This window comes from Xanthomonas sp. CPBF 426 (genome assembly GCF_903989465.1).
In the GTDB taxonomy this organism is placed as follows: domain Bacteria; phylum Pseudomonadota; class Gammaproteobacteria; order Xanthomonadales; family Xanthomonadaceae; genus Xanthomonas; species Xanthomonas euroxanthea.
In genome coordinates this window covers 2,463,557-2,483,954 of the sequence record NZ_LR861805.1, presented here as the reverse complement: position 1 = coordinate 2,483,954, position 20,398 = coordinate 2,463,557, and the positions used below count along the sequence as shown (strand labels likewise).

The window sequence follows — 20,398 nt, the reverse complement described above, 5'->3', positions numbered from 1 at the left end:
CGCTCAACCCGCGATGGTGAAGACCGACCCCGAATCCACCCGGATCCCGGCGCCGTTGATGAAGCTGGCGCGCTCGGAGCATAGGAAGGCAACGGCCGAGGCCACTTCCTCCGCGCGGCCGCGTCGCTTCAGCACCATGCCGGGACGCTCTTCGTCCAAAAACGATTCGATCGCCTGCTCGAACGTGGTTCCGTTTTCGCTTGCGCGCTTTTGCATCATCTTGTCGGTCATCGGGGTGGCGATGAATGCGGGCGACACCGTATTGACCAGCACGTTGTCCGGGCCGTAGGCCTTGGACAGGCCCTTGGCCAGGCTCAGGATGCCTGCCTTCGACGCGCAATAGGCCAATTCATCCACATAGGGCTGCACGGCGTCTTCCGATGCGAACAGCACGATCCGGCCCCATTGCTTGCGGCGCATTGCGGGAATGGCCTGGCGACACATGCGCACCGCGCCCATCAGGTTGATGTCCAGCGTTTCGAGCCAGCCAGCATCGCTGACCTCCAGGAAATCGCCGGTTGCGCCGGTCACGCCCGCTGCGTTGATGTAGATGTCGGGGTCACCCAGTTGTTCGCGTACCTGCTTCCAGATGGCGGTGACGTCCTGCTCGCGGGTGACATCGCCCTCGATGGCGATGATCTGCCCCAGGCGCGACAGCTCCGCCACGGCCTGGTCGAGCGTGCCGTCGGGCAGATCGGTGATTGCCACGCGCACGCCGGCTTCGAGCAGCTGCCGCGCGGTTTCCTTGCCCATTCCCGAGTCGCCGCCACTGATGAGGGCGATCCGATTGTTGATTCCGAGATCCATGCTGAACTCCTGGTGGTAGGGATTGGTGGTGGTATGCGCGCCACTAGCGGGCCAGAAAGCGCTCCGCCGTGCGCAGGCCGAGTGCCATCTGCGTCAGCGCGGGATTGGCTGCCAGTGCACTTGGAAAAATCGAGTTGTCGCAGATGTAGAGGTTGGCGATGTCGAAAGCGCGGCCGTCCGGGTTCACTACCGCCTGCTCTGGATCGGTGCCCATCCGGCAGGTGCCCAGCGTGTGCGCGGAGCGGGCGGCGGCGAAGATGCGTTGGGCACCTGCCGCCTCCCAGATTGCGTGCAGCGATGCGCGGGCATGCGCATCGAGTGCGCGTTCGTTGGGCCCGTAGCTGAAGTCGATACGCGCCTTGCGCTGGCCGAAGGCATCGCGCTCGTCGGACAGGCTCAGCCGGTTGCCGTCCTGCGGCAGGCATTCGCCATTGATGCCGATGCCGGCCAGGCGGTTGTAGCGCGCCATGGTCGATACGAGTTCCCTCCCCCAAAGGCCTGCGCCACGTGCCAGGGTGTTGGCCAGGGTGATCGGCTGCACGCCCAGGCTCTGCACCAGATAGCCGCCGACGAAATCGGCATTGGCCGGGCGCAGCATGTCCTCGGTGATCAGCGACGAGGGGTAGCCACGGTTCATGCGCATGTCGGCATCGAACTCCCCCCACACCTGGGTGGCGACATGCGCCATGAAATTGCGCCCCACCTGGCCGCTGGAGTTGGCCAGGCCCAGGTTGAGCAGCAGGCGCGGTGTCTCCACGCCGCCTGCGCACAGGAACAGGCTCGCGCACCGCTGGCGCAGTTCGCGCCCGTCCTGTTGGTAGACCACCGCGCTGACCATGCCACGGGCGTCGCGCTCGATAGCGATGACCCGGCAATCGGGTCGCAATTGCGCGCCGTGCGCGCGCGCCAGCGGCAGCCAGGTGGTATCGACACTCACCTTGGCGCCGTTGCTGCAACCCTGATGGCATGCGCCGCAGTTGTTGCAGGCCGCGCGCCTGCCGTGGTGCGGCTGCTCGTGCGCCCTGGTCACCAATGCGGCAGGCGCATCGGTGGCGGTGATGCCAAGCATGCGGCAACCGCGTTCCATCGCGCCGGCCGACGCATTGCGCTGCGCCGGCGGATACGCGTATTTGCGCTCCGTATCCCAGGGATAGTGCGCCGGCCCGGACACGCCGATGAACTCCTCGACGCGGCGGATGTAGGACAGCAGTTCTTCATGCGCGATCGGCCAGTCCATGCCGCGCTGCCCGGTCTGCGTTGCCAGGCTCAGGTCGCGCTTGTCCGGACGCGGGCAGAAGGCGCCCCAATGCAGGGTCGAACCGCCCAGGCCCGACCCGGAATTGTTGGCACCAAATGCGGTGGGCGTCTGCCCGCCGCTGAGGCGTTCTTCCATCCAGTAGATGCCGGTCGTCAGCTCATCGGGCAGATGGGACGCAGGGCTGAAGGCCGCACCCGCCTCCAGCACCACCACCGAAAGACCTCGCTGCGCGAGCCGTGCAGCCAATGGGCCGCCCCCTGCCCCGCTCCCCACCACCACCGCATCGACCGAAGCGTCGGGACTCATCGAAGACCCTTGGCAGGAAGCTGCCAGGCTTCCTGCCGGTCGGCTGCGGTCTGCTGATAACCCGGGCTGTCGATACCAGCGCCGCCAACCGCGAAGCCGTCGTATCCCATTGCCGCCATCGTGGCGGGAAGGCTGACCCAGGTCCGCGCGGCTTCGGCGCGGATGTCCTCGAACCAGTGCGCCAGCTGCGCTGCATCCAACCCGTGTGCCGAGGGATCACCGGCCGTCGCGAGCGATACCGCACGCAGCCAGTGATCCTGGATCTCGGCAGGCAATCCAGCGAAGCCGTTGCTCAGCGCGTCGAGCGCGTCGAGCCCCAGCGGCACCGCAAGCCGGTCCGGTGGCAACGCCGCATGGCGCCAACCATCGCCGGCGCCTTCGGCAAGCTGGACATCGATGCGCCGTGCAATCGCGCGCGCATCGCCGGCCCCATCCAGGACACGCGCGACCACTGCGCCGAGGAGTTCCAGCTGATGCTGGCTCAGCACGCCCTGCGCACTGGCGGGCGGGCCCGCATGCCGGCGGAGCAGCAGCTTGCGCATGCGTGGGGAAACCCTGTCCGCGTTGAGCAGCGTGATGAAGTCCTCGGGCAGGTGCATGCCCACGCAGTGATCCGCGTGCGCTGCGATCAGCTGCGCGAGATTTTGCGGTTGTTCGTAAGGGATCAGGTGCGCGGCATCGGCCACCACGGCGATGCGCGCATCGTGATAGTGCGGCGCGTTCAATGCTGTTTGCGCCGCTTCGCCGAGGTCGCCGTCGTCACTGCCGGCGATGATCAACGCCGGCACGTCCATGCAGCCGGCCTGTGCGCTGCAATCCTCACGACTTGCATGCGCGAGCCAGGCGATCCACGCGTTGGCGTTGGTTCGCAACACATCCTCGACAGCGGCAGTCCTGACCGGCGCTGGCAACGTCGCCGCACAGTTGTCGTCGATGAACTGCTCCGCTTCCTGCCGCGAGGGGTGGCCCTTCTCGAACCAGGCCAGCATCGTGTTTCGGCGCGCTTCGTCCATCGGCTCGGGCGCCGGCGGTGACGCCGCGACCAGGATCACGCCGGCCAGGCCGGCAAGCCCCGCCACGCCCTCGCGTGCCTGCGCTGCTGCCAGGCTGGCGATCTTTCCGCCCATGCTGTGTCCGATCGCGAGCCAGCACGTCGGTTGCCGCCGAATCACCTCGTCGACGAACCAGGCAACCAGTGCGGCGGTGTCGAGATGCGGTAGCGGCGGCGCGTCCCCGAAACCGGGAATATCCATTGCCACACAGTCGAAACGCGCCTCCAGTTGCTGGATGACCCCAGACCACTCGTTGCTGCTGGACCCGAGGGCATGCAGGAAGAACAGCGTCGGCTTCGCCATGTAACACCTCAATCCATCAGGCGCGCATGATGACCGGCGCTTCGTCCACGCCTCGTGCAGATGAGTCCGACACGGTGTGATGGCTCCAGGCCCCACGGCTGGCGGTCAACACCGCCCGCAGCATCCTGGTTGGCGTGCTTGCCGGGTGGTAGCCCGGCGTCACATTTGCTGCCCTGTTGCACGGGCCAATACGTTCCCGTGCCACTGCGACTGCATTGGCTTCAATCGCTAAGCGTCTGTATCTGCATCTGCATCGCTCGCGCGGCATTGCCCAAAGCGACACGACGCCTCACACCAGGTCGCGATAATCCTGCAGGATCACCATCACCAACTGGCTGCGCGAGCGCACGTCGAGCTTGTTGAACAGCTGCTGGAACGTCGCCTTGATGGCACTCTCCGAACTGCCCAGTTGGCGTGCGATCAACTTGTTGGACTGCCCACGCAACAAGCCACGTAGCACTTCGCGCTCACGGTCGGTGAAGCTGGGCCGGCTTTCCTGGGTGCCCTGGGCAACCAGCGACTGCAGGTAGCGCTGGTCGATCAGCACCCGGCCCATCGCCACCGCATGGATGCTGTCGATCAGTTCGTCGGTGGAGACATCCTTGCGGCAGATGCCGGACACGCCGAGCCGGATCAAGGCCAGTGCGTCGCGCTCGGGCAGGCCGGCGGTGACGACCAGCGTGGCTGGGCGGCGCGCCTGCTCGGCCTGGCGCCGCATGTAGTCCAGCGCGTTGTACTCGCCCATGTCGTAGTCGAGGATGACCACGTCCGGCGTCAGCGACGCGATCTGGACGATGGCCTGCGCCAAGGTGCCGGACTGCCCCACCACCTCGAAGCGGGCGTCGGCACCGAGCAGGCGCAGCAGGCCCTCGCGGAACAGCGTGTGGTCGTCCAGCAGGTAGAGGCGCACCGGTTCGCGCCGCGACTCATCCATCCAGCGCCTCCGCATATGGTGCATGCGCCAGCGGCAGATGCAGCTCGAAACAGGCACCTTCGCCGCCGGGCGCATGGCGCAGCAGGCCGCCCTGGTTGGCCATCAGCGCACGCGAGATGTACAGGCCAAGCCCGGAGCCGTCGCTGTCGCTGCGGAACGGCTGGAACAGGCGGCCCGGCTCGGCGATGCCAGGCCCGGTGTCGCGCACGCTCAGCACCGCACGCTGCTGTTCCAGGCGTGCGCTGACGATCAACTGGCGGCGTTGCGGGGGCAGCGCCTGCACCGCGCGCAACGAATTGCGTGCCAGGTTGAGCAGCACCTGGAGCAGCGCATGGCGGTCGCCATGCACCGACGGGAACTCGGCCGGGATCTGGATCACCAGCTGGCCGTCGACGTCCTCCCAGTCCGAGCGGATGATCACGTCCAGTTCGCTGCACAGCGTCTGCAGCCGCGTTTCGTGCGCCTCGTCGGGCAGCTGCCGACGCAGGTTGAAGGACGCCAGTTCCATCAGTGCCGCCACCAGGCTGCGCAGTGCGGCCAGGTCCGGATCTGCGCCAATGGCCGGATGCCGCGCCAGGTTGGAAGTGACCACGCCCGCCGCCGAACACAGGTTGCGGATCTCGTGCGACACCGCGCCGGCCAGCAGGCGATTGTTCTTGAGCACATCGTCGAAGTGCGCCGATTCGCGCGCGCGCACTTCCTCGCTGGTGTCGACCAGGATCGCGGCCAGGTGCCGCTCTTCACTGTCCTCGTAGACCGAGAACCAGGTGGTGGCCGGGAAGCGGGTGCCATCGCTACGGCAGCCCCAGGTGCTGGCCGAGGTGCGCATGCCATCCAGGTTGGCGCTCATGCTCAAGGCGTCGTCCAGCAGCGGCAGGAACTCACGCACCGCGCGGCCCTCCAGCCCACCCTCCTCGGCCATGTCCAGGATCTCGTGTGCGGCGCGGTTGGCCGCCACGATGCGGCCGTCGCCGGCCACCGTCAGCAAGGCGGCCGGGCTGCTCTCGGCGAGCAGCCGCAATTGCCGCTCCAGCCGCCGGCGCAGCCGCTGTTCGGCGCGCAGCTGCACGTAATGGGCCAGGATCACCCGGCGGGTGCGGCTGATCTCGGCCACGAGCAGGCCGCAGCCGGCATAGGCGATCGTGGCCATGAAGAAGCGCAGCGCCTGTTCGACCAGGGTTTCGTCGGTCACGAACAGGCCGCGCAGCACCGCACAGGCAATCGCGGCGATGACGATGTCGCGCCGCGACAGCACCGTGGCCGCCAGTACCACCGGCAGGATGTAGAGCAGCCCCAGCGATACGCCCAGGTGCGAGTACCACTCCGCCCACACCAGCGAGGCCAGCATCGCCAGCGACGCCCACAGCGTCGGGCCGCGATTGAGCTTGACCACCTGCCCGCGCCACTTGAATGGCAGTCTCAGTCTGTCCATTGCCACCCCATGCACCTGCGCTGCAATGCCGCTCCTCTCTCGCTGTGGTTGATGCCACAGCATCGTGGCCAGGCCTGCGGATTTCACCCTATCGAAAGATAGCCCGCCCGCATCGTTCGGACGGTGCGTGCACTGTCCAACGCTGGCGCAAGGATGGCAGACACGACCGTGGAGGCTGGGTGTAATGCCCCTACCCCACGTCCATGTTGCCCTTCCCATGATCACCCGCGATACGTTTCCGTTGCGACGCATCTGGCCCAAGACCTACAAGCGCCTGCTGGTACTGCTGGCGTTCGATTGCGCGGTGGCCGTGCTGTACACCTTCTTCGGCTGGCAGTGGCTGTCGATCGAAGCCCTGCCGCTGGCCCAGCTTGGCTCGGCGCTCACCATCTTCCTGGCGTTCCGCGCCAATGCGGCCTATGGCCGCTGGTGGGAAGCGCGCCAGCTCTGGGGCACGCTGGTGAACACCTCGCGCGCCATCGCACGCCAGGCCCTGACCGCGCTGGATGTGGATGCTGCCGACCCGCGCCAGGCCACGCTGCGCGACGACATCGTGGTGCACCAGGTCGCCTTCGTGCACGCCCTGCGCTGCCATTTGCGCCGACAGAATCCGTTTCCCGAGCTGGCCGGGCTGCTCGGCCAGGCACGCGCCGACGAGCTGCGCGGCTACGCCAACATCCCCAACGCGCTGACCCTGCGGCTGGGCCAGCAACTGCAGCAGGCGCGCGACTGGGGCATGCTCGACAGCCTGCGCTGGTCGTCGCTGGACGCCAACCTCACCACGCTGGCCAATATCCAGGGCGCCTGCGAACGCATCAAGAACACCCCGCTGCCACGGCAGTTCTCCTCGCTGCCGCGCACGCTGGTGAACATGTATTGCTGGCTGGTGCCGCTGGGCCTGATCGCCGGCATGGGCCTGGCCATGCCGATCGCCTCGGTGCTGATCAGCTTCACCCTGATCGCCATCGACAGCGCCAGCAGCGCCATCGAAGACCCGTTCGAGAACACCGTGCACGACACCCCGATGACCGCTTTGTCGCGCGGCATCGAACTGACCCTGCGCGAGATGCTGGGCCAGCGCGTGCCACTGCGCGAGGTGCGCGCCATCGACGGTTTCATCTACTGACCACGGAGCCCGCCATGCAGACCACCCCCACCCAGCTGATCTTCGCCACCAATTTTTCCGAGACCTGCCATGCCGCCATCCCGACCGTGGCGCAACTGGTGGACCGCCTGCGCGCGCGCCTGACCATCCTGCACGTGCACGCCAAGGGCAAGCGTGCACAGGCCCAGCAGTCGCTGGATTCCTTCTTTGCCGAGGCCTCCAACTACCCGGGCTGCGAGCGCGCACTCGCCGGTGGCCCTGCCGCCGCCGGCATCGTCTCGTTCTGCCGCAGCCGCGAGGACGCGCTGCTGATCATGCCGCCGTCCGAACGCACCGGCCTGCCGCGCCCGCTGCACGTCTCGCTGCGCGCGCGCGTGCTGCAGCGCGTGGCCACGCCCATGTTGACCCTGCCGTATGCCGATGCGATCCCGCGCGACGGGGCGGTCGGCGGCCATGTGGCCTGCTGGATCACCGGCCGCGAAACCAGCCTGGAATCGCTGCGCGATGCCGCCGCACTGGCACGCCGCCGCGGCGCCGACCTGCACCTGCTGCACGTGGTGCCGGAGATCAGCGAAGGCCTGCTGGTGGACAGCCTGTTCCACGACAAGCCATTGGGCGAGGACGCGGCCGCCAGCTGGCTCGGCGACCTGGTCCAGCAACTGCCCGACGAGGACCTGCGCGTGCGCATCCACGTGGCCGTCGGCAACCCGCGGCGCGAGATCGCCGGCCTGCTCAAACGCGCCTGCGCCGATGTGCTGGTGGTCGAACACGACGCCGTCGTCCGCCGCGGCGTCTGGCGCTCCTCGCTGCAGTCCGCCCTGGCGAAAACGCCGTGCGTGCTGATCTGCCTGCCGCCGCCGCATCTGCGTCGCCCCATCCTCGGCAGCAATGCCGACCAGGCAGGCACAGCGCCCGGCCGTAGCCTGGCAAGGCGGCTGCTGCGCATGTGAGAGCTGGGCGAGCGCCTGGCCAGCGCAAGCGAGGTCCAGCGCCCTACCCCTTCAACACAAGCGACGCATCCGGATACCTGTCGCACATGAAGTCCACGAAGGCGCGCACCTTCGGGGCAGCCAGGCGCCTGGACGTGTGCAACACCCACAGCGCCGGCTCCACGCCGGCGATGGTGCCCCATTGCAGCAGTTCGCCACGCGCGAGCTGGTTCCATGCGATCGACTGTGGAATGAGGGCCACGCCGCCGCCGGCCATCGCTGCGTCGCGGACCATCAGGAACGAGGAAAACCGCAGTCTTGGCACGGGTTCAAGGACCAGACGCCCGTCATCGAGCGTCCATGTGGTCGGCTGGAAGCTGGACATCACCACGGCGGGAATCGGCGTGACTGCGCCGCCGGTGGGCATGGCGATCCCGGGTGCGGCCACGACCACCAGCCGATCCCTGGCGAAGCAGCGCCCGACCAGGCTGCTGTCCGGGCTCGGATTGATCCGGATGGCCACATCGAACTGCTCCTCCACCAGATCGACCGTGCGGTCCTCTGCCACCACCTCGAGCGTGATCTCCGGATAGGCCGCACAGAACTCCGCGCCAATGCGTCCCATCGCCAGTTGCGAGAACAGCACCGGCGATGCCACCCGCAAGCGCCCGCGCGGGGTCGAGAGCCCTTCGCGTGCGGCTGCCATGGCCTCGGCCACCTCGCTCAACGGCACTTCGGTGCGGTCCATCAGCAGCTGCCCGGCCTCGGTGAGCCTGAGGCCACGTGCGCTGCGCTCGACCAGCCGCACGCCCAGTTGCTCCTCCAGCTCGGCGATGCGGCGCGACAAGGTGGCCTTGGATCTGCCACTGGCACGGCTGGCCTTTCCCAGGCCCTGGTTGGCTGCGACCAGCGCGAAATCGATCAATGCATTGAGATCCATGGTGTTCCATTTTTGAAACCGGGCATCTACATCCTGGCGTCTTCGTATTGGCGATGCAACGGCCTATCGTCTCCTCACCGCAACGCCAGTCGCTGCGGAGATGTCGCGCTGATGCACCCTTCCATCCACAGCAGGAGATTCACATGAGCATTCTCGTTACCGGTGCCACCGGCACCATCGGTTCCCTCGTGACCCAGGGCCTTGCCGACGCAGGCGCAGAGGTCAGGGCCTTGGTTCGCCAGCCTGGCAAGCGCGCCTTTCCGACAGGTGTCACCGAAGTGATCGCAGATCTCACCGACGTCGCGTCGATGCGTGCCGCGTTGTCGTCGGTGCGCACGCTGTTCCTGTTGAATGCAGTCACTCCCGACGAAGTGACGCAGGCGTTGATCGCCCTGAACCTGGCAAAGGATGCAGGGATCGAGCGCATCGTGTACCTGTCGGTCATCCATGCCGACAAGTTCACCAACGTGCCGCACTTCACCGGCAAGCACACCGTCGAGCGCATGATCGAAAGCCTCGACATTCCTGCGACGATTCTGCGTCCTGCGTATTTCATGCAGAACGAAGCGGTGATCCAGCAGACGATCCAGCAGTACGGCATCTACCCGATGCCGATCGGCGCGGCCGGTGTGGCCATGATCGATGCGCGCGATATTGCAGACATCGCGGTGGTCGAATTGCTGCGACGCGACCGCGCACCTGCCGCGCTTGCGCGCATCACGCTCGACCTGGTCGGACCACATGCAGTGACGGGCGCGTCCGCGGCGAAGGTCTGGAGTACGGCGCTTGGCCGCGAGATCGCCTACGCGGGCGATGACGTGGCCGCCTTCGAAGCGCAGCTGGCTGCCTATGGCCCATCGTGGCTGGCCTACGACATGCGCCTGATGATGGCCGGCATCCAGATCCACGGCATGCAGGCGGCCGACGGCACGGTGGAACAACTGCAGGCCATCCTGGGGCGACCGCTGCGCAGCTATGCAGACTTCGTGCGCGAGGCGACGGCTCAGGCATGAGCATAGGCGGCGCAACAAACGCGGGGGATTCCTCCGCTTGTTGCGCACCGCAGAACGCGTCGTCTGCAAGACGTGCACAAGTGGCCCGCGTCCCTCCACAACGACGCCACCGGTTACGCGAGCTGCGCATCGATGCGCGTGATCCGCCAGGCACGTCGGCTATTGATCAGGCATGGTGCCAGCGTCACTACCGCGGCAATGGAGGTGGGCGACGAAAGCGCCACGCAATTCAGCCGCGAATATGCGTGCGGCTTCGTGTGCCACCATCACAGGACACGGCACGCGTCGTAAGCGGCTTCCACGCAATCCAGCCATCGTCCGCGACAGGCCCTGCGCGCCAAGCTTCTCCAGCAACACGATTCTGGAAGACACCGGCAGCGTGGCCTTGATCAAAACCTGGACAGGTGTGCCGTGCTACGGGCCTGTCCGGCTGCCAGGTACTGGACGTTGGTGCAGGCGGCTACCAGATCACCACGCGGTCCTTTACTGGGCGCGCCATCTTGTCGTCGGGCTTGCAGGAGAAGGCGGTCGCGAACTGCGGCATATTGGATGGCGCGGCAATGGCGCGCAGCGCGTAAGGTGCATGCAAGTCGCTCACCAGCTCGACCAGCGTTGCCTGCTAACGCACCTGCCCGCGCCAGAAGCGTGCGAATCCCAGGAAGAAGCGTTGCTCCGGAGCATAGCCATCAATGCTGACGGCGCGCTCGGGATGCGCGCGCAGGTCCGCCTGCAATGCATCGTAAGCGACATTCAACCCGCCCAGATCGGCGATGTTTTCGCCCAGGGTGAGTCGACCATTGACGTGGACAGCAGGATGATTCGGCAGCGGCGTATACGCGTCGAACTGTTTGACAAGCTGATCGGCGCGTCGATCGAAGGCCTTGCGATCCTGCGGCGTCCACCAATTGACATTGTTGCCCGCGCCGTCGAATTGGCTGCCCTGATCATCGAAACCGTGCGTGGCCTCATGACCGATCAGTGCGCCGATCGCGCCGTAGTTCAATGCATCGTCTGCGTTGGCATCGAAGAATGGCGGTTGCAGGATTGCGGCAGGAAAGTTGATCGTGTTGGTATTGGTATCGTAGTAGGCATTGACGGTTTGCGGCGTCATCGTCCAGCGCTTGCGATCGGTCGGCTTGCCGATCTGCGCGATGTCGTAGTGATAGTTGAACTTGGATGTCGCCTGGATGTTCCTGTAATAGGCACCCGGAACGATCTCCAGCCCGGTCCAGTCGCGCCACGTGTCCGGATAGCCGATTTTCGGGAGGAACAGGTTCCATTTGGCAAGTGCCTTTGCCTTGGTCTGGGCACTCATCCAGTCGACGTTCTAGATGCGGACCTTGAGCGCGGCATGGATCTTTTCGACCATCTCTTTGGCGCGTTGCTTGCTTTCGGCCGTCAGCACCTTCTGCACGTACAGTTGGCCAAGACCATCGCCCATTTCGTCGTCGATCGTGCGCAATACGCGCTTCCACAGCGGCCGTTGTTCTGTCTACCCTGCCAGGGTTTTGCCGTAGAACTCGAAGCTGTTGTCGACGAATGCTTTGCTGAGATATCTGGAGGCATTGTCAATTGCGCTGAAACGCAGGTAGGCGCGCCATTGTTCTATGGGCGCGGTGGCCAGTTGCCGGTCCAATGCAGCAAAGTAGCGCGGCTGCGAAAGCGAGAAGCCGGACCCGAAATCCACGCCCTGCGTTTCGAAGAACTTGTTCCATGGAAAATGCGGGGTGATTTTATTGGCTTCGGCAATCGTGACGAAGTGGAACTGGTTGTGCGGTTCGCGCGCCTCTACCGGTGTGAGCCTGGCGGCAGCCAATCGGGAATCGAACGCCAGGACATCGCGGGCCTGTGCCGCGGCCACGTCATGAGGACTGCCGGTCAGCTCAAATGACCTGGTGATATAGGCCAGATAGGCCTGACGGATGGGGGCATACTCGGCGGCGGTGTAGTAGTCCTGGGTCGGCAACCTCGAGTCGGCTTCATCGGCGGATGCAACCTGCATGTCGGCGCTGCGGAAGTCTGCAACCGCCCCGAAGACGAACAGTTGCCCGTCGCCTTCGGCATGCCGACGACGGATGTAGTCGGCAACTTCCTGCCCGGACTTCAATGCAGCGATCTCGTCCAGCGTTGCCTGGATGGGCGTGTAGCCTGCGGCCTCTCTTGCGGCTTCATCCATTCCCGCGGCATAGAGCATGCCGATCTTTCGCGCAACCGGATCGGCCTGCTTGTCGGCCAGCATTGCCGCGTTTTCGACGATGTGATGCTGCAGCGTCAGACTCTGCTCGCCCAGTATTTCCCATGTCCCCCAGCTTGTGCGGTCGGGCGGAATCGGGTTTGCCTCAGCCAGCGCCGGTTGACGAACGCGTTCAAGTCCTGGCAAGCATCCGCTGTGCGATCAAGCTCGCCGACATCGAACGCGGGTTTGGCATTGGTGACAACCGGCGCCGCTGCTGCGGCAGGCGCAGGTGGGGCCGCGTCAGGCGTGCGCTTGCAGCCAGGCAGGACCACCAATAGAGCCAGAGCGAGTGTGGACGTCTTCAACGGCGGCATGACCGGACTTCCAATGAGGAAACACGAGCATAAGCGAACACTACCGGGTGGCCCTTCGCCTTGAGCATTGTTGAGGTTCGGCCCTTGTTCCCTAGGCGGTTACGAGAACGGCGGCGCCGGATTGCGATCGATCGGCGACTTGAATGTCATGCCGGTCCATGGCGCCTGCGGGTCTGAGGCAGACTAGGCACATGGACAAGATTCGGCCGTATCAACCGTGGGACTTCGATGCGTGCATGGCGCTCTTCGACGCGAACGTGCCGGCGTTCTTCAGCGCCGGGGAGCGCGTCGACTTCGCCGGCTTCCTGATCCAGCACGCCACGGCATGGCATTACCAACTGCTCGAGCGCGGTAACGAGATCGCTGGCGGTGCCGGTTATGCGATCAATGCCGATGGCATCACGGCAAGCTTGTGCTGGGGCATGGTCCATCCGAGCCTGCACCGCCGCGGCGTGGGCACGCAGTTACTGCTGGCCCGACTCGACGCATTGCGCCAGATGCCGCACGTTCGGCGCGTGGTACTGGATACGAGTCAACATACCCAGCAGTTCTATGCCCGCTTCGGCTTCGTCGTGCATCAGGTGACAGTAGATGGCTATGCGCCCGGACTGGAGCGGTGGGACATGACACTCGACCTGCAGTCCTGTGCAAGGTCTACAAGTGGCGTCCGGTCTGCACCGCCACCAGATTGTTTACCGCTCAGGGAAGCTTGAGCGGCGTGTAGACACGTAAATTCGCCGTCGTGCCGCTTTTTCAGGCTGGTCACCAATTGATCCAGCGAGTACGGCTTTTAAGTAGTTCTTCCGGGCAACCCAGCCCGGTTACCGCGCCGCGTCCTTGTTCACCTGGGCACGCGCGAGCGCAGCGGTTGATACCAGCAGATCCGGCAACTCTTGGCGAAAGGCCTCGGCTCGCCCGGCCTGCAAGACACCGTGAAAGCTCGCGTTGTCGAATACCGGCCTGCCCTGCAGGAAGAAACCATCGCGGCCTTGCACGACGAAATTGAAACATGCCTGCCAGCGCGGGTCCGGGCTGGCCGACAACTGCACCACGACCTCGCTGCCAGCCGATGCTGTGCCTGCCGGGGTGACCGTGATCGTTCGGGCGGTGATCTGAGTACTGCTGTTCATGGCGAGCATGATCAGCCTTGGGGCGTCGTGGCGGAGTGAGTCGGTGATGGCGCGCGAGCCGACACCCGGAGCGGCCCGCGTCCGGTAGCGGTTCAGCGGCCGCAGCGCCATCGCGTGGAAGCCTGCCGTGCGCCGCTACGGGTCAGGAGCCTGTGGCCGCTTCAACCACCTCAACCACATCAGCACCATCCACGCGGCCGCTTGCTCAGGCTTGCCTGCCGACCGCAGGCCGCACCGATGCACGGGCGTGCGGCGCGGCAAAGCCCTGCCGCCTGGCGGCCCATGCCACCGCCAGCGTGGCGCCAAGCAGCACCAACAGCACGGGCGAAAACGCGCGTACGCCGAACTGGTCGAGCAGGACGCCGCCGACCAGACCGCCGCCGGCGATGGCGGTATTCCAGGCGGTGACCAGCATCGACTGGGCGACATCGGCATCGGCGCCCGCCGAGGTGGCCAGCGCCGTCTGAAACAGGGTCGCGCTGCCGCCGAAGGCAAGGCCCCACGCCCCGACTGCCGCGTAGACGGTGGCCGGCATGTCGCCAGCCAGGCCCAACGCCAATGCCGCAGCGCCGAACAGCCCGATGCTGATCAGCGTCAGCACGCGCAGATGGCGGTCGATCAGAACGCCCACGATCCAGATGCCGACTACGGACGCGCCGCCGAACACCAGCAGCACCAGGTCGATGCGCTCGGCCATGCCGGCCTGCGCCAGAAACGCAGCGATATAGGTGTAGAGGATGTTGTGCGCCAGCACGAAGGCCAGCACCACCAGCAGCACCGACCGAATGCCGGGCAGCATCAGCACGCTCCCGAGCCGTTGCTGCCTGTCCCTGGCCTGCCCTGCAAAATCCGCCAGCTGCAGGCGCACCCAGACCATCAATAGCAAGGCCAGCACACTCATGATGCCGAAGCAGACACGCCAGCTCACCAAGGTGCCGAGAAACGCGCCAGCCGGCACGCCCAGCGACAGTGCCAATGGCGTGCCGACCATCGCCACCGCAATGGCACGGCCTTTCTGATGGGCAGGCACCAGGCGCGCGGCATAGCCCGCCAGCAGCGCCCACAGCAGCCCGGCCGAGACGCCGGCCAGAAAGCGCGCCAGCATCGTCAGTGCATAGATGGTGGACACGGTCGTGACCGTATTGGCGATGGCGAAGCCGGCGATGGCAGCCAACAGCAGCGAACGGCGAGCAATCCCCTGCGTGGCGATGGTCAAGGGAATCGCCGCCATCAACGAGCCGATCGCATAGATCGTCACGGTCTGCCCCACCCAGGCTTCGGAGACCTGCAAGCCGTTTGCCATCTGCGGCAGCAAGCCTGCGGGCAGCGCTTCGGTGAGGATGGTGATGAACGCCGCCATGGCCAGTGCCAGCAGCGATGCCAGCGGCAGGCGGTCGTTGCGAGACGACCTCACTGCCCTGCTCCCACTGCCGCACATACCGCATCACGCAGATCGGTGACGAAGCGGCCCGACATGCCTTCGTAGAGATTGGTGAAGGCGACCACGCTCAATCCTGCCGCCCGGTCCACGCACCAGGAATGACCAAAGGCTCCTTCACACCGCCAGCTACCTGCGGACTCGGGCGACGCGGCAAGCACAGGGTCACGCAAGACCGAGAAGCCCAGTCCAAAGCCAACGCCTGGTAGATCCGGCAGTGCAGCGCCATCTGTCTGATCGCGTGCCATCTAACCGCTCCGACCAGGCGCTGAGCGTCCAGTGCCTGTTGCACGACAGCTTCGATGCGAATGGATGACACGGCAGCGCCGAGGTCCGGATACCGTGGAGATGGGGGGAGTGGTCATGAGGAAACGGGTTGTCAGTGACGGGTGCGTGCAGGTTAGACAGCCCTTGATTGCAGAAAAACTGGGGTAGAGTTCCTGAGTGTGCGGACGTGGATGTCCGTAATCAGGAATGCAGTGGAAAGTCTCAGCGGATTCGTGGTGTTCGTGCAGGTCGCCGAAACGCGTAGCTTCGTGGCGGCGGGCCGGCTATTGGGCGTCTCCGCCTCGGCGGTCGGCAAGCGCGTGGTGCGGCTGGAGGACAAGCTCGGCGTACGTCTGTTCCATCGCAGCACGCGCAGCGTCACGCTGACCGCCGAAGGCGCGCTGTTTCTGGAGCGCAGCCGCCGCATCCTTGCCGAGATCGAGGCTGCGGAGCTGGAACTGTCGCAGGCGGTCGCGACACCGCGCGGGCGCCTGCGCGTCAGCCTGCCGCTGGTCAGTTCGCTGATGCTGCCGGTGCTCGCTGAATTCATGCGGCAGTATCCCGAGATCGAACTGGACCTGGATTTCAGCGAACGGATGGTGGACGTGATCGAAGACGGCTTCGATGCGGTGGTGCGCACCGGCGAGCCGAGTGATTCGCGTCTGTCGGCCAGGCGCCTTGGCCGCTTCCAGATGATGTTGGTCGCCTCACCCGATTATCTCGCACAGCGCGGGATGCCACGTCTGCCAGGCGATCTGCTGCAGCATGCCTGCCTGCACTACCGCTCCCCGAACTCGGGAAAGCTGGAAACCTGGCCGCTGCGCCTGCGACGGCATGACACCGAGCTGGTGCTGCCCACTGCGATGATCTGCAACAACATCGAAACGCGCGTGCATTTCGCAGCACGGGGGCTGGGGATCGCCTGCCTGCCGGACTTTGCTATCGGCGATCTGCTTGCAGACGGACGCCTGCTGCCAGTGCTGGCGGATCACGTCGAGCGGACCGGCGTATTCAACGTGCTGTGGCCCGCAAACAAGCATCCATCGCCGAAGGTACGCGCGTTTGTCGACTTTCTCAGTGCCCGCGTGTTCCCCAACGACACAGGCAAGCCGCGCAAGCGAGCCAGGCGATGAGGCGGCACGATTCGCGGCGTATCGGTACTGCAACGTGGCTCGCTCTGCACGCGGTACAAAGCGCTTTGAAGCAGACGACGCGATCTCCCGCACAGGGCTGTCTGCCGTGGTAGTCGTCTGATAAGACTATACAGAAGACAGAGCGCGGTATCGAGGCAAGCAACGTCAGCATTGTCATCTGGATATTCGCGGCGCCGCCAGTCGGTTTTTCCCTGACCTGCGTGAACGAAAATATCAGCTAAATGCGGGCTGGAGCGGAAGGTTTAAGTTTGCCTTTGTCGCGTCGTTATCACGTTGCCGAGGCATTCACGCGAACATCACGCGGTGCCGGCCGGTGCCACCCACTGGACATCAGGACGACCCGCATGACTGCTTATTTGCAACGCTATAACGTCGGCCACCGTCTCGGCATCGCCTTCGGTGCCCTGATCCTGCTGTCGAGCCTGCTGGTGGCAACCGGCCTGGTCACCCTGGCCAACGCAAGACAGCAATTCGATTTCATCGTGCTCGACCGCATGGCCAAGATCCAGATCGGCAACGGCATGCTGGATGCCAACTCATCGATCCTGATTGCGCTTGGCACCTATGCCATGGCCACCAGCGATGAACTCAACAACGAAGCGCTCACCACCATCAAGGCGCAGCGCCAGCGCTACAACGAGTTGCGGGCCAAGCTCGATACGCTGCCCAGCTCCGAGGAAGGTCGCAAGATTCGCACCGAGATGGACGAACGACGCGCGATCTCGGGCAAGATCAACGATCAGGTCATGGCGCTGGCCGCGCAAAACGACAATGCGCCCGCGCAGGCCTTGCTGAGCGAAAAAGCGCGCCCGGCGACGATGGCATGGCAGGACAAGATCCGCGAGCTGGTGACGCGACAGGAAGGCCAGAGCCAGCAAGCCTACGCCGACGCCGTGGCGTCGATGAATCGCGGCAAGCTGCTGATCATCTGCGGTGGCATTGCCGTGGTGGTGATCAGCAGCCTGCTCGCCTGGCTCATCACCCGCAGCCTGACCCAGCCGCTGGCACGCGCAACCCGGGCCGCAGAGGCAATTGCCAACGGCCAGTTGGACAACGACGTGGACAGTGACGCCAGGGATGAAGCCGGCCGGCTGCTGCGCGCCATGCGTGGCATGCAGACGCAGCTGCAATCCTTGCTCAGCGCGCAGAGCGACATGGCCAGGCGCCACGATGATGGCCAGACCAGTTTCCGCATCGACGCCACGGCGTTTCCTGGCGACTACGGCCGCATGGCCGGTGACACCAATACGCTGGTGGCTTCGCACCTGGCGGTGCAGGCGAACCTGGCACGCATCATGGGGCGCTATGCGATCGGCGACCTCAGCGAGAGCATGGAGCGCCTGCCCGGCGAAAAAGCCGTGCTGACGCAGACCATGGACGAGGTGAAGGCCAACCTGTCTGCGATGAACCACGAGATCAAGCAGCTGGCGCAATCTGCGGCCAATGGCGACTTCAGCGCACGTGGCGATGCCGAGCGTTTTCAATACGACTTCCATGTGATGGTCGATAGCCTCAACCAGCTCATGGCCACTGCCGACGGCAACCTGCAATCGCTGTCGTCGCTGCTGCAATCCATCGCCGCAGGCGATCTCACCGCACGGATGACCGGTGACTTCAAGGGCGTGTTCGCGCAGATGCGTGACGACGCCAACGCCACTGCCGCGCAGCTGGCGGAGATTGTCGGCCGCATCCAGCACTCTGCCGTGTCGATCAATGCCGCCGCCAGCGAAATCGCCGCCGGCAATCAGGACCTGTCGCAGCGGACCGAGCAGCAGGCCGCCAACCTGGAAGAAACCGCCGCCTCGATGGAAGAGCTGACCTCCACCGTGCGCCAGAATGCCGAACACGCCCGCCAGGCCAATCAGCTGGCGATCGGTGCGGCGGGCGTGGCGTCGCAAGGCGGCGAGATCGTGAGCAAGGTCGTGGGGACCATGGCCGGTATCGAGGCCTCGTCCAGGAAGATTGCCGACATCATCTCCGTCATCGACGGCATCTCGTTCCAGACCAACATCCTGGCCCTGAATGCGGCGGTGGAAGCAGCACGTGCCGGCGAGCAAGGCCGCGGCTTTGCCGTGGTGGCATCGGAAGTGCGGACGCTGGCCCAGCGCTCCACCGCGGCGGCGAAGGAGATCAAGAGCCTGATCGACGATTCGGTCGAGCGGGTCGCCGAAGGCTCGACGCTGGTGCATACGGCGGGCTCCACGATGGCCGAGATCGTGGCCAGCGTGCAGCGCGTGACCGACATCATGGGCGAGATCTCCGCGGCATCGCAGGAGCAGTCGGCCGGCATCGAACAGGTCAACACCACCGTGACGCAGATGGACGAAACCACGCAGCAGAACGCCGCGCTGGTGGAAGAAGCCACCGCGGCGGCACGCTCGATGGAAGAACAGGCCGTGCAGCTGACCCAGGCAGTGTCGGTGTTCAAGATCAGCGACGACGGCACACGCACCACGCGTCCGGCAACGCCGGTTGCGACACCGCCCCGCGTGATTGCTGGCCGCCCCGCCGTTGCTGTCAAAAACCCGCTACGCCAGGCACCTGCAGTCAACCGGCCGGTGGCCGCAGGCGCTGCGCACGATGCAAACGACTGGCAGGAGTTCTGATCGCGCACGTTGCAAGCGGCCCGGCTCGTCCGGGCCGTTTGCGTTTGGGGATCGAACCTGCGGCCCAACGCGCCAGGCGATGCAATCCAGACGAGAGGATGTGCCCAGGCAGAACGCTGCCTGTCATCCCAGCTGCGCGCGCGCCGCATCCAGGGTGGTCATGATCTGGATCACTTCGTCCAGTGGATGGAGCGGCGATTCCGTGCGCCCTTCCCCGATGTAGCGCGCGGCGGCTGTCGCTTGCCACGACAGGCCTGCGTAGCCGGTGATTCCGGTTGGATCCCTCCACACCGCCGGCGTGCTGGCGTGGTCGTTGCCGACCAGGCTCAGCGGGGTCGGGTTATGGAACTCGCCGGCAAGATCGATGCGGCCTCGGCCGCCGGTGACATAGGCGCTGGAGCTGCTGCGGGCCACGATGGAACTGATCAGCGTGGATTGCGCGGTGCCGCCATGCGACAGCACCATGGTCGAAAAGGCATCCACGCCGGTGTCGGTCAGCGCGCCGGTCGTCGCGATCGCGGTCGGTGCGCCCAGAATCATCGAGGAGAGCTGCACCGCATACACGCCCAGGTCCAGCAGCGCGCCGCCGCCGAGCGCAGGATTGCGCTGTCGATGCGCGGCATCGCCGGGGCCGCGCTGGCTCAGGTCGGCAAACACATGCCGAAGCTCGCCCAGCGCTCCATCGGCCAGCAGTTGTCGCAGCACCGCGGTGTGCGGCAGGTAGCGGCTCCACATGGCTTCCATCAGGAACAGACCGCGCTGCCGCGCCTCCTGCACCAGCACGCGCGCATCGTCGGCGCGCGTGGTGATGGGCTTTTCGATCAACACATGTTTGCCCGCGCGCAGCGCCAGCAAGCCATGTTGCAGATGTTCGCTGTGCGGGGTGGCGATATAGACGATATCGACATCGCGGTCCTCGACCAGCGCTGCGTAGCTGTCATAGGCGCGCTGCATCGCCCACGTTCTTGCAAAGGCCTCGGCATGCGCACGCGTACGCGAGGCCACCGCGAATGGCTGCTGCCTGGTATGGCTGCGCAGCGCGCTCACGAACGCGGAGGCGATTGCTCCAGGTCCCAGCACACCCCATCGCAACGACGGCTCGCCGCGCTCCGGCAGGAACAGCTCGGGCTCGGGAAACACGGTTGGCGGCATGCGCTTGGCTCCTGGGTCGCAG

General features: G+C 65.5%; 16 protein-coding genes and 2 pseudogenes. 7 read left to right on the top strand and 11 right to left on the bottom strand.

The annotated features are described in order from the left end of the window. Positions 1-3: 3 nt before the first annotated feature. The 5 genes from H7A87_RS10585 to H7A87_RS10565 all read right to left on the bottom strand — a co-directional run bounded on the left by H7A87_RS10585 (position 4) and on the right by H7A87_RS10565 (position 6,092). A complete protein-coding gene (locus H7A87_RS10585; RefSeq protein WP_119128742.1) occupies positions 4-807 on the bottom strand; it encodes an SDR family oxidoreductase in 804 nt (267 codons plus the stop codon). A 43-nt stretch (positions 808-850) separates the two neighbouring features. After that, positions 851-2,371, bottom strand: a complete 1,521-nt coding sequence (locus H7A87_RS10580; RefSeq protein ID WP_119128743.1) for a GMC family oxidoreductase — start codon at positions 2,369-2,371, stop codon at positions 851-853. After that, positions 2,368-3,726: an alpha/beta fold hydrolase gene (locus tag H7A87_RS10575; RefSeq protein ID WP_119128744.1), complete on the bottom strand. Its 1,359-nt coding sequence runs from the start codon at positions 3,724-3,726 to the stop codon at positions 2,368-2,370. Before H7A87_RS10575 ends, H7A87_RS10580 begins: the two co-directional genes overlap by 4 nt. 289 nt (positions 3,727-4,015) lie before the next feature. Further along, positions 4,016-4,660 (bottom strand): response regulator transcription factor, encoded by a 645-nt coding sequence (locus tag H7A87_RS10570; RefSeq protein WP_104582609.1) that lies wholly within the window; start codon positions 4,658-4,660, stop codon positions 4,016-4,018. After that, entirely contained in the window at positions 4,653-6,092 is a 1,440-nt protein-coding gene (locus H7A87_RS10565) for a PAS domain-containing sensor histidine kinase (RefSeq protein WP_104582610.1), read from the bottom strand. The genes H7A87_RS10570 and H7A87_RS10565 overlap by 8 nt, the downstream gene beginning before the upstream one ends. A gap of 217 nt (positions 6,093-6,309) precedes the next feature. On the opposite strand from H7A87_RS10565, the gene H7A87_RS10560 reads away from it, so the two are divergent. Both H7A87_RS10560 and H7A87_RS10555 read left to right on the top strand, forming a co-directional pair. Further along, positions 6,310-7,218 carry a bestrophin family ion channel gene (locus tag H7A87_RS10560; protein ID WP_104582611.1) on the top strand — a complete coding sequence of 303 codons (909 nt, stop codon included), beginning with the start codon at positions 6,310-6,312 and terminating at the stop codon, positions 7,216-7,218. Positions 7,219-7,232: 14 nt separating this feature from the next. Continuing rightward, positions 7,233-8,147 carry a universal stress protein gene (locus H7A87_RS10555; protein WP_104648761.1) on the top strand — a complete coding sequence of 305 codons (915 nt, stop codon included), beginning with the start codon at positions 7,233-7,235 and terminating at the stop codon, positions 8,145-8,147. Between the two features lie 43 nt (positions 8,148-8,190). Here the strand turns inward: H7A87_RS10555 and H7A87_RS10550 are convergent, their stop codons facing one another. Continuing rightward, complete coding sequence (locus tag H7A87_RS10550) at positions 8,191-9,066, bottom strand: LysR family transcriptional regulator (protein WP_104648760.1); 876 nt, start codon at positions 9,064-9,066, stop codon at positions 8,191-8,193. A gap of 143 nt (positions 9,067-9,209) precedes the next feature. Here H7A87_RS10550 and H7A87_RS10545 point away from each other — a divergent pair, with 143 nt between their 5' ends. Together H7A87_RS10545 and H7A87_RS10540 are read left to right on the top strand one after the other, a co-directional pair. After that, entirely contained in the window at positions 9,210-10,079 is an 870-nt protein-coding gene (locus H7A87_RS10545) for an NmrA/HSCARG family protein (protein WP_119128745.1), read from the top strand. Positions 10,080-10,214: 135 nt separating this feature from the next. Beyond that, positions 10,215-10,372: pseudogene (locus H7A87_RS10540) on the top strand (AraC family transcriptional regulator); the annotation flags it as partial. Between the two features lie 167 nt (positions 10,373-10,539). Here H7A87_RS10540 and H7A87_RS10535 read toward each other — a convergent pair. Then, a pseudogene (locus tag H7A87_RS10535) lies at positions 10,540-12,629 on the bottom strand (M13 family metallopeptidase). Positions 12,630-12,820: 191 nt separating this feature from the next. On the opposite strand from H7A87_RS10535, the gene H7A87_RS10530 reads away from it, so the two are divergent. Then, positions 12,821-13,342: a GNAT family N-acetyltransferase gene (locus tag H7A87_RS10530; RefSeq protein WP_232087842.1), complete on the top strand. Its 522-nt coding sequence runs from the start codon at positions 12,821-12,823 to the stop codon at positions 13,340-13,342. A 108-nt stretch (positions 13,343-13,450) separates the two neighbouring features. Here the strand turns inward: H7A87_RS10530 and H7A87_RS10525 are convergent, their stop codons facing one another. The 3 genes from H7A87_RS10525 to H7A87_RS10515 form a co-directional block, all read right to left on the bottom strand. Next, positions 13,451-13,759: a hypothetical protein gene (locus H7A87_RS10525; RefSeq protein ID WP_119128871.1), complete on the bottom strand. Its 309-nt coding sequence runs from the start codon at positions 13,757-13,759 to the stop codon at positions 13,451-13,453. Positions 13,760-13,964: 205 nt separating this feature from the next. Continuing rightward, positions 13,965-15,173, bottom strand: a complete 1,209-nt coding sequence (locus tag H7A87_RS10520) for an MFS transporter (RefSeq protein WP_104648757.1) — start codon at positions 15,171-15,173, stop codon at positions 13,965-13,967. After that, positions 15,170-15,445 (bottom strand): hypothetical protein, encoded by a 276-nt coding sequence (locus H7A87_RS10515; protein WP_197942514.1) that lies wholly within the window; start codon positions 15,443-15,445, stop codon positions 15,170-15,172. The genes H7A87_RS10520 and H7A87_RS10515 overlap by 4 nt, the downstream gene beginning before the upstream one ends. 210 nt (positions 15,446-15,655) lie before the next feature. Here H7A87_RS10515 and H7A87_RS10510 point away from each other — a divergent pair, with 210 nt between their 5' ends. After that, on the top strand, positions 15,656-16,597 hold the full coding sequence (locus H7A87_RS10510) for a LysR family transcriptional regulator (RefSeq protein WP_197942513.1): 942 nt from the start codon (positions 15,656-15,658) through the stop codon (positions 16,595-16,597). Positions 16,598-16,962: 365 nt separating this feature from the next. After that, complete coding sequence (locus H7A87_RS10505; protein ID WP_180497012.1) at positions 16,963-19,224, top strand: methyl-accepting chemotaxis protein; 2,262 nt, start codon at positions 16,963-16,965, stop codon at positions 19,222-19,224. 123 nt (positions 19,225-19,347) lie between these two features. Here the strand turns inward: H7A87_RS10505 and H7A87_RS10500 are convergent, their stop codons facing one another. Beyond that, positions 19,348-20,376 carry a Gfo/Idh/MocA family oxidoreductase gene (locus H7A87_RS10500; RefSeq protein WP_119128747.1) on the bottom strand — a complete coding sequence of 343 codons (1,029 nt, stop codon included), beginning with the start codon at positions 20,374-20,376 and terminating at the stop codon, positions 19,348-19,350. Between the last annotated feature and the right edge of the window lie 22 nt (positions 20,377-20,398).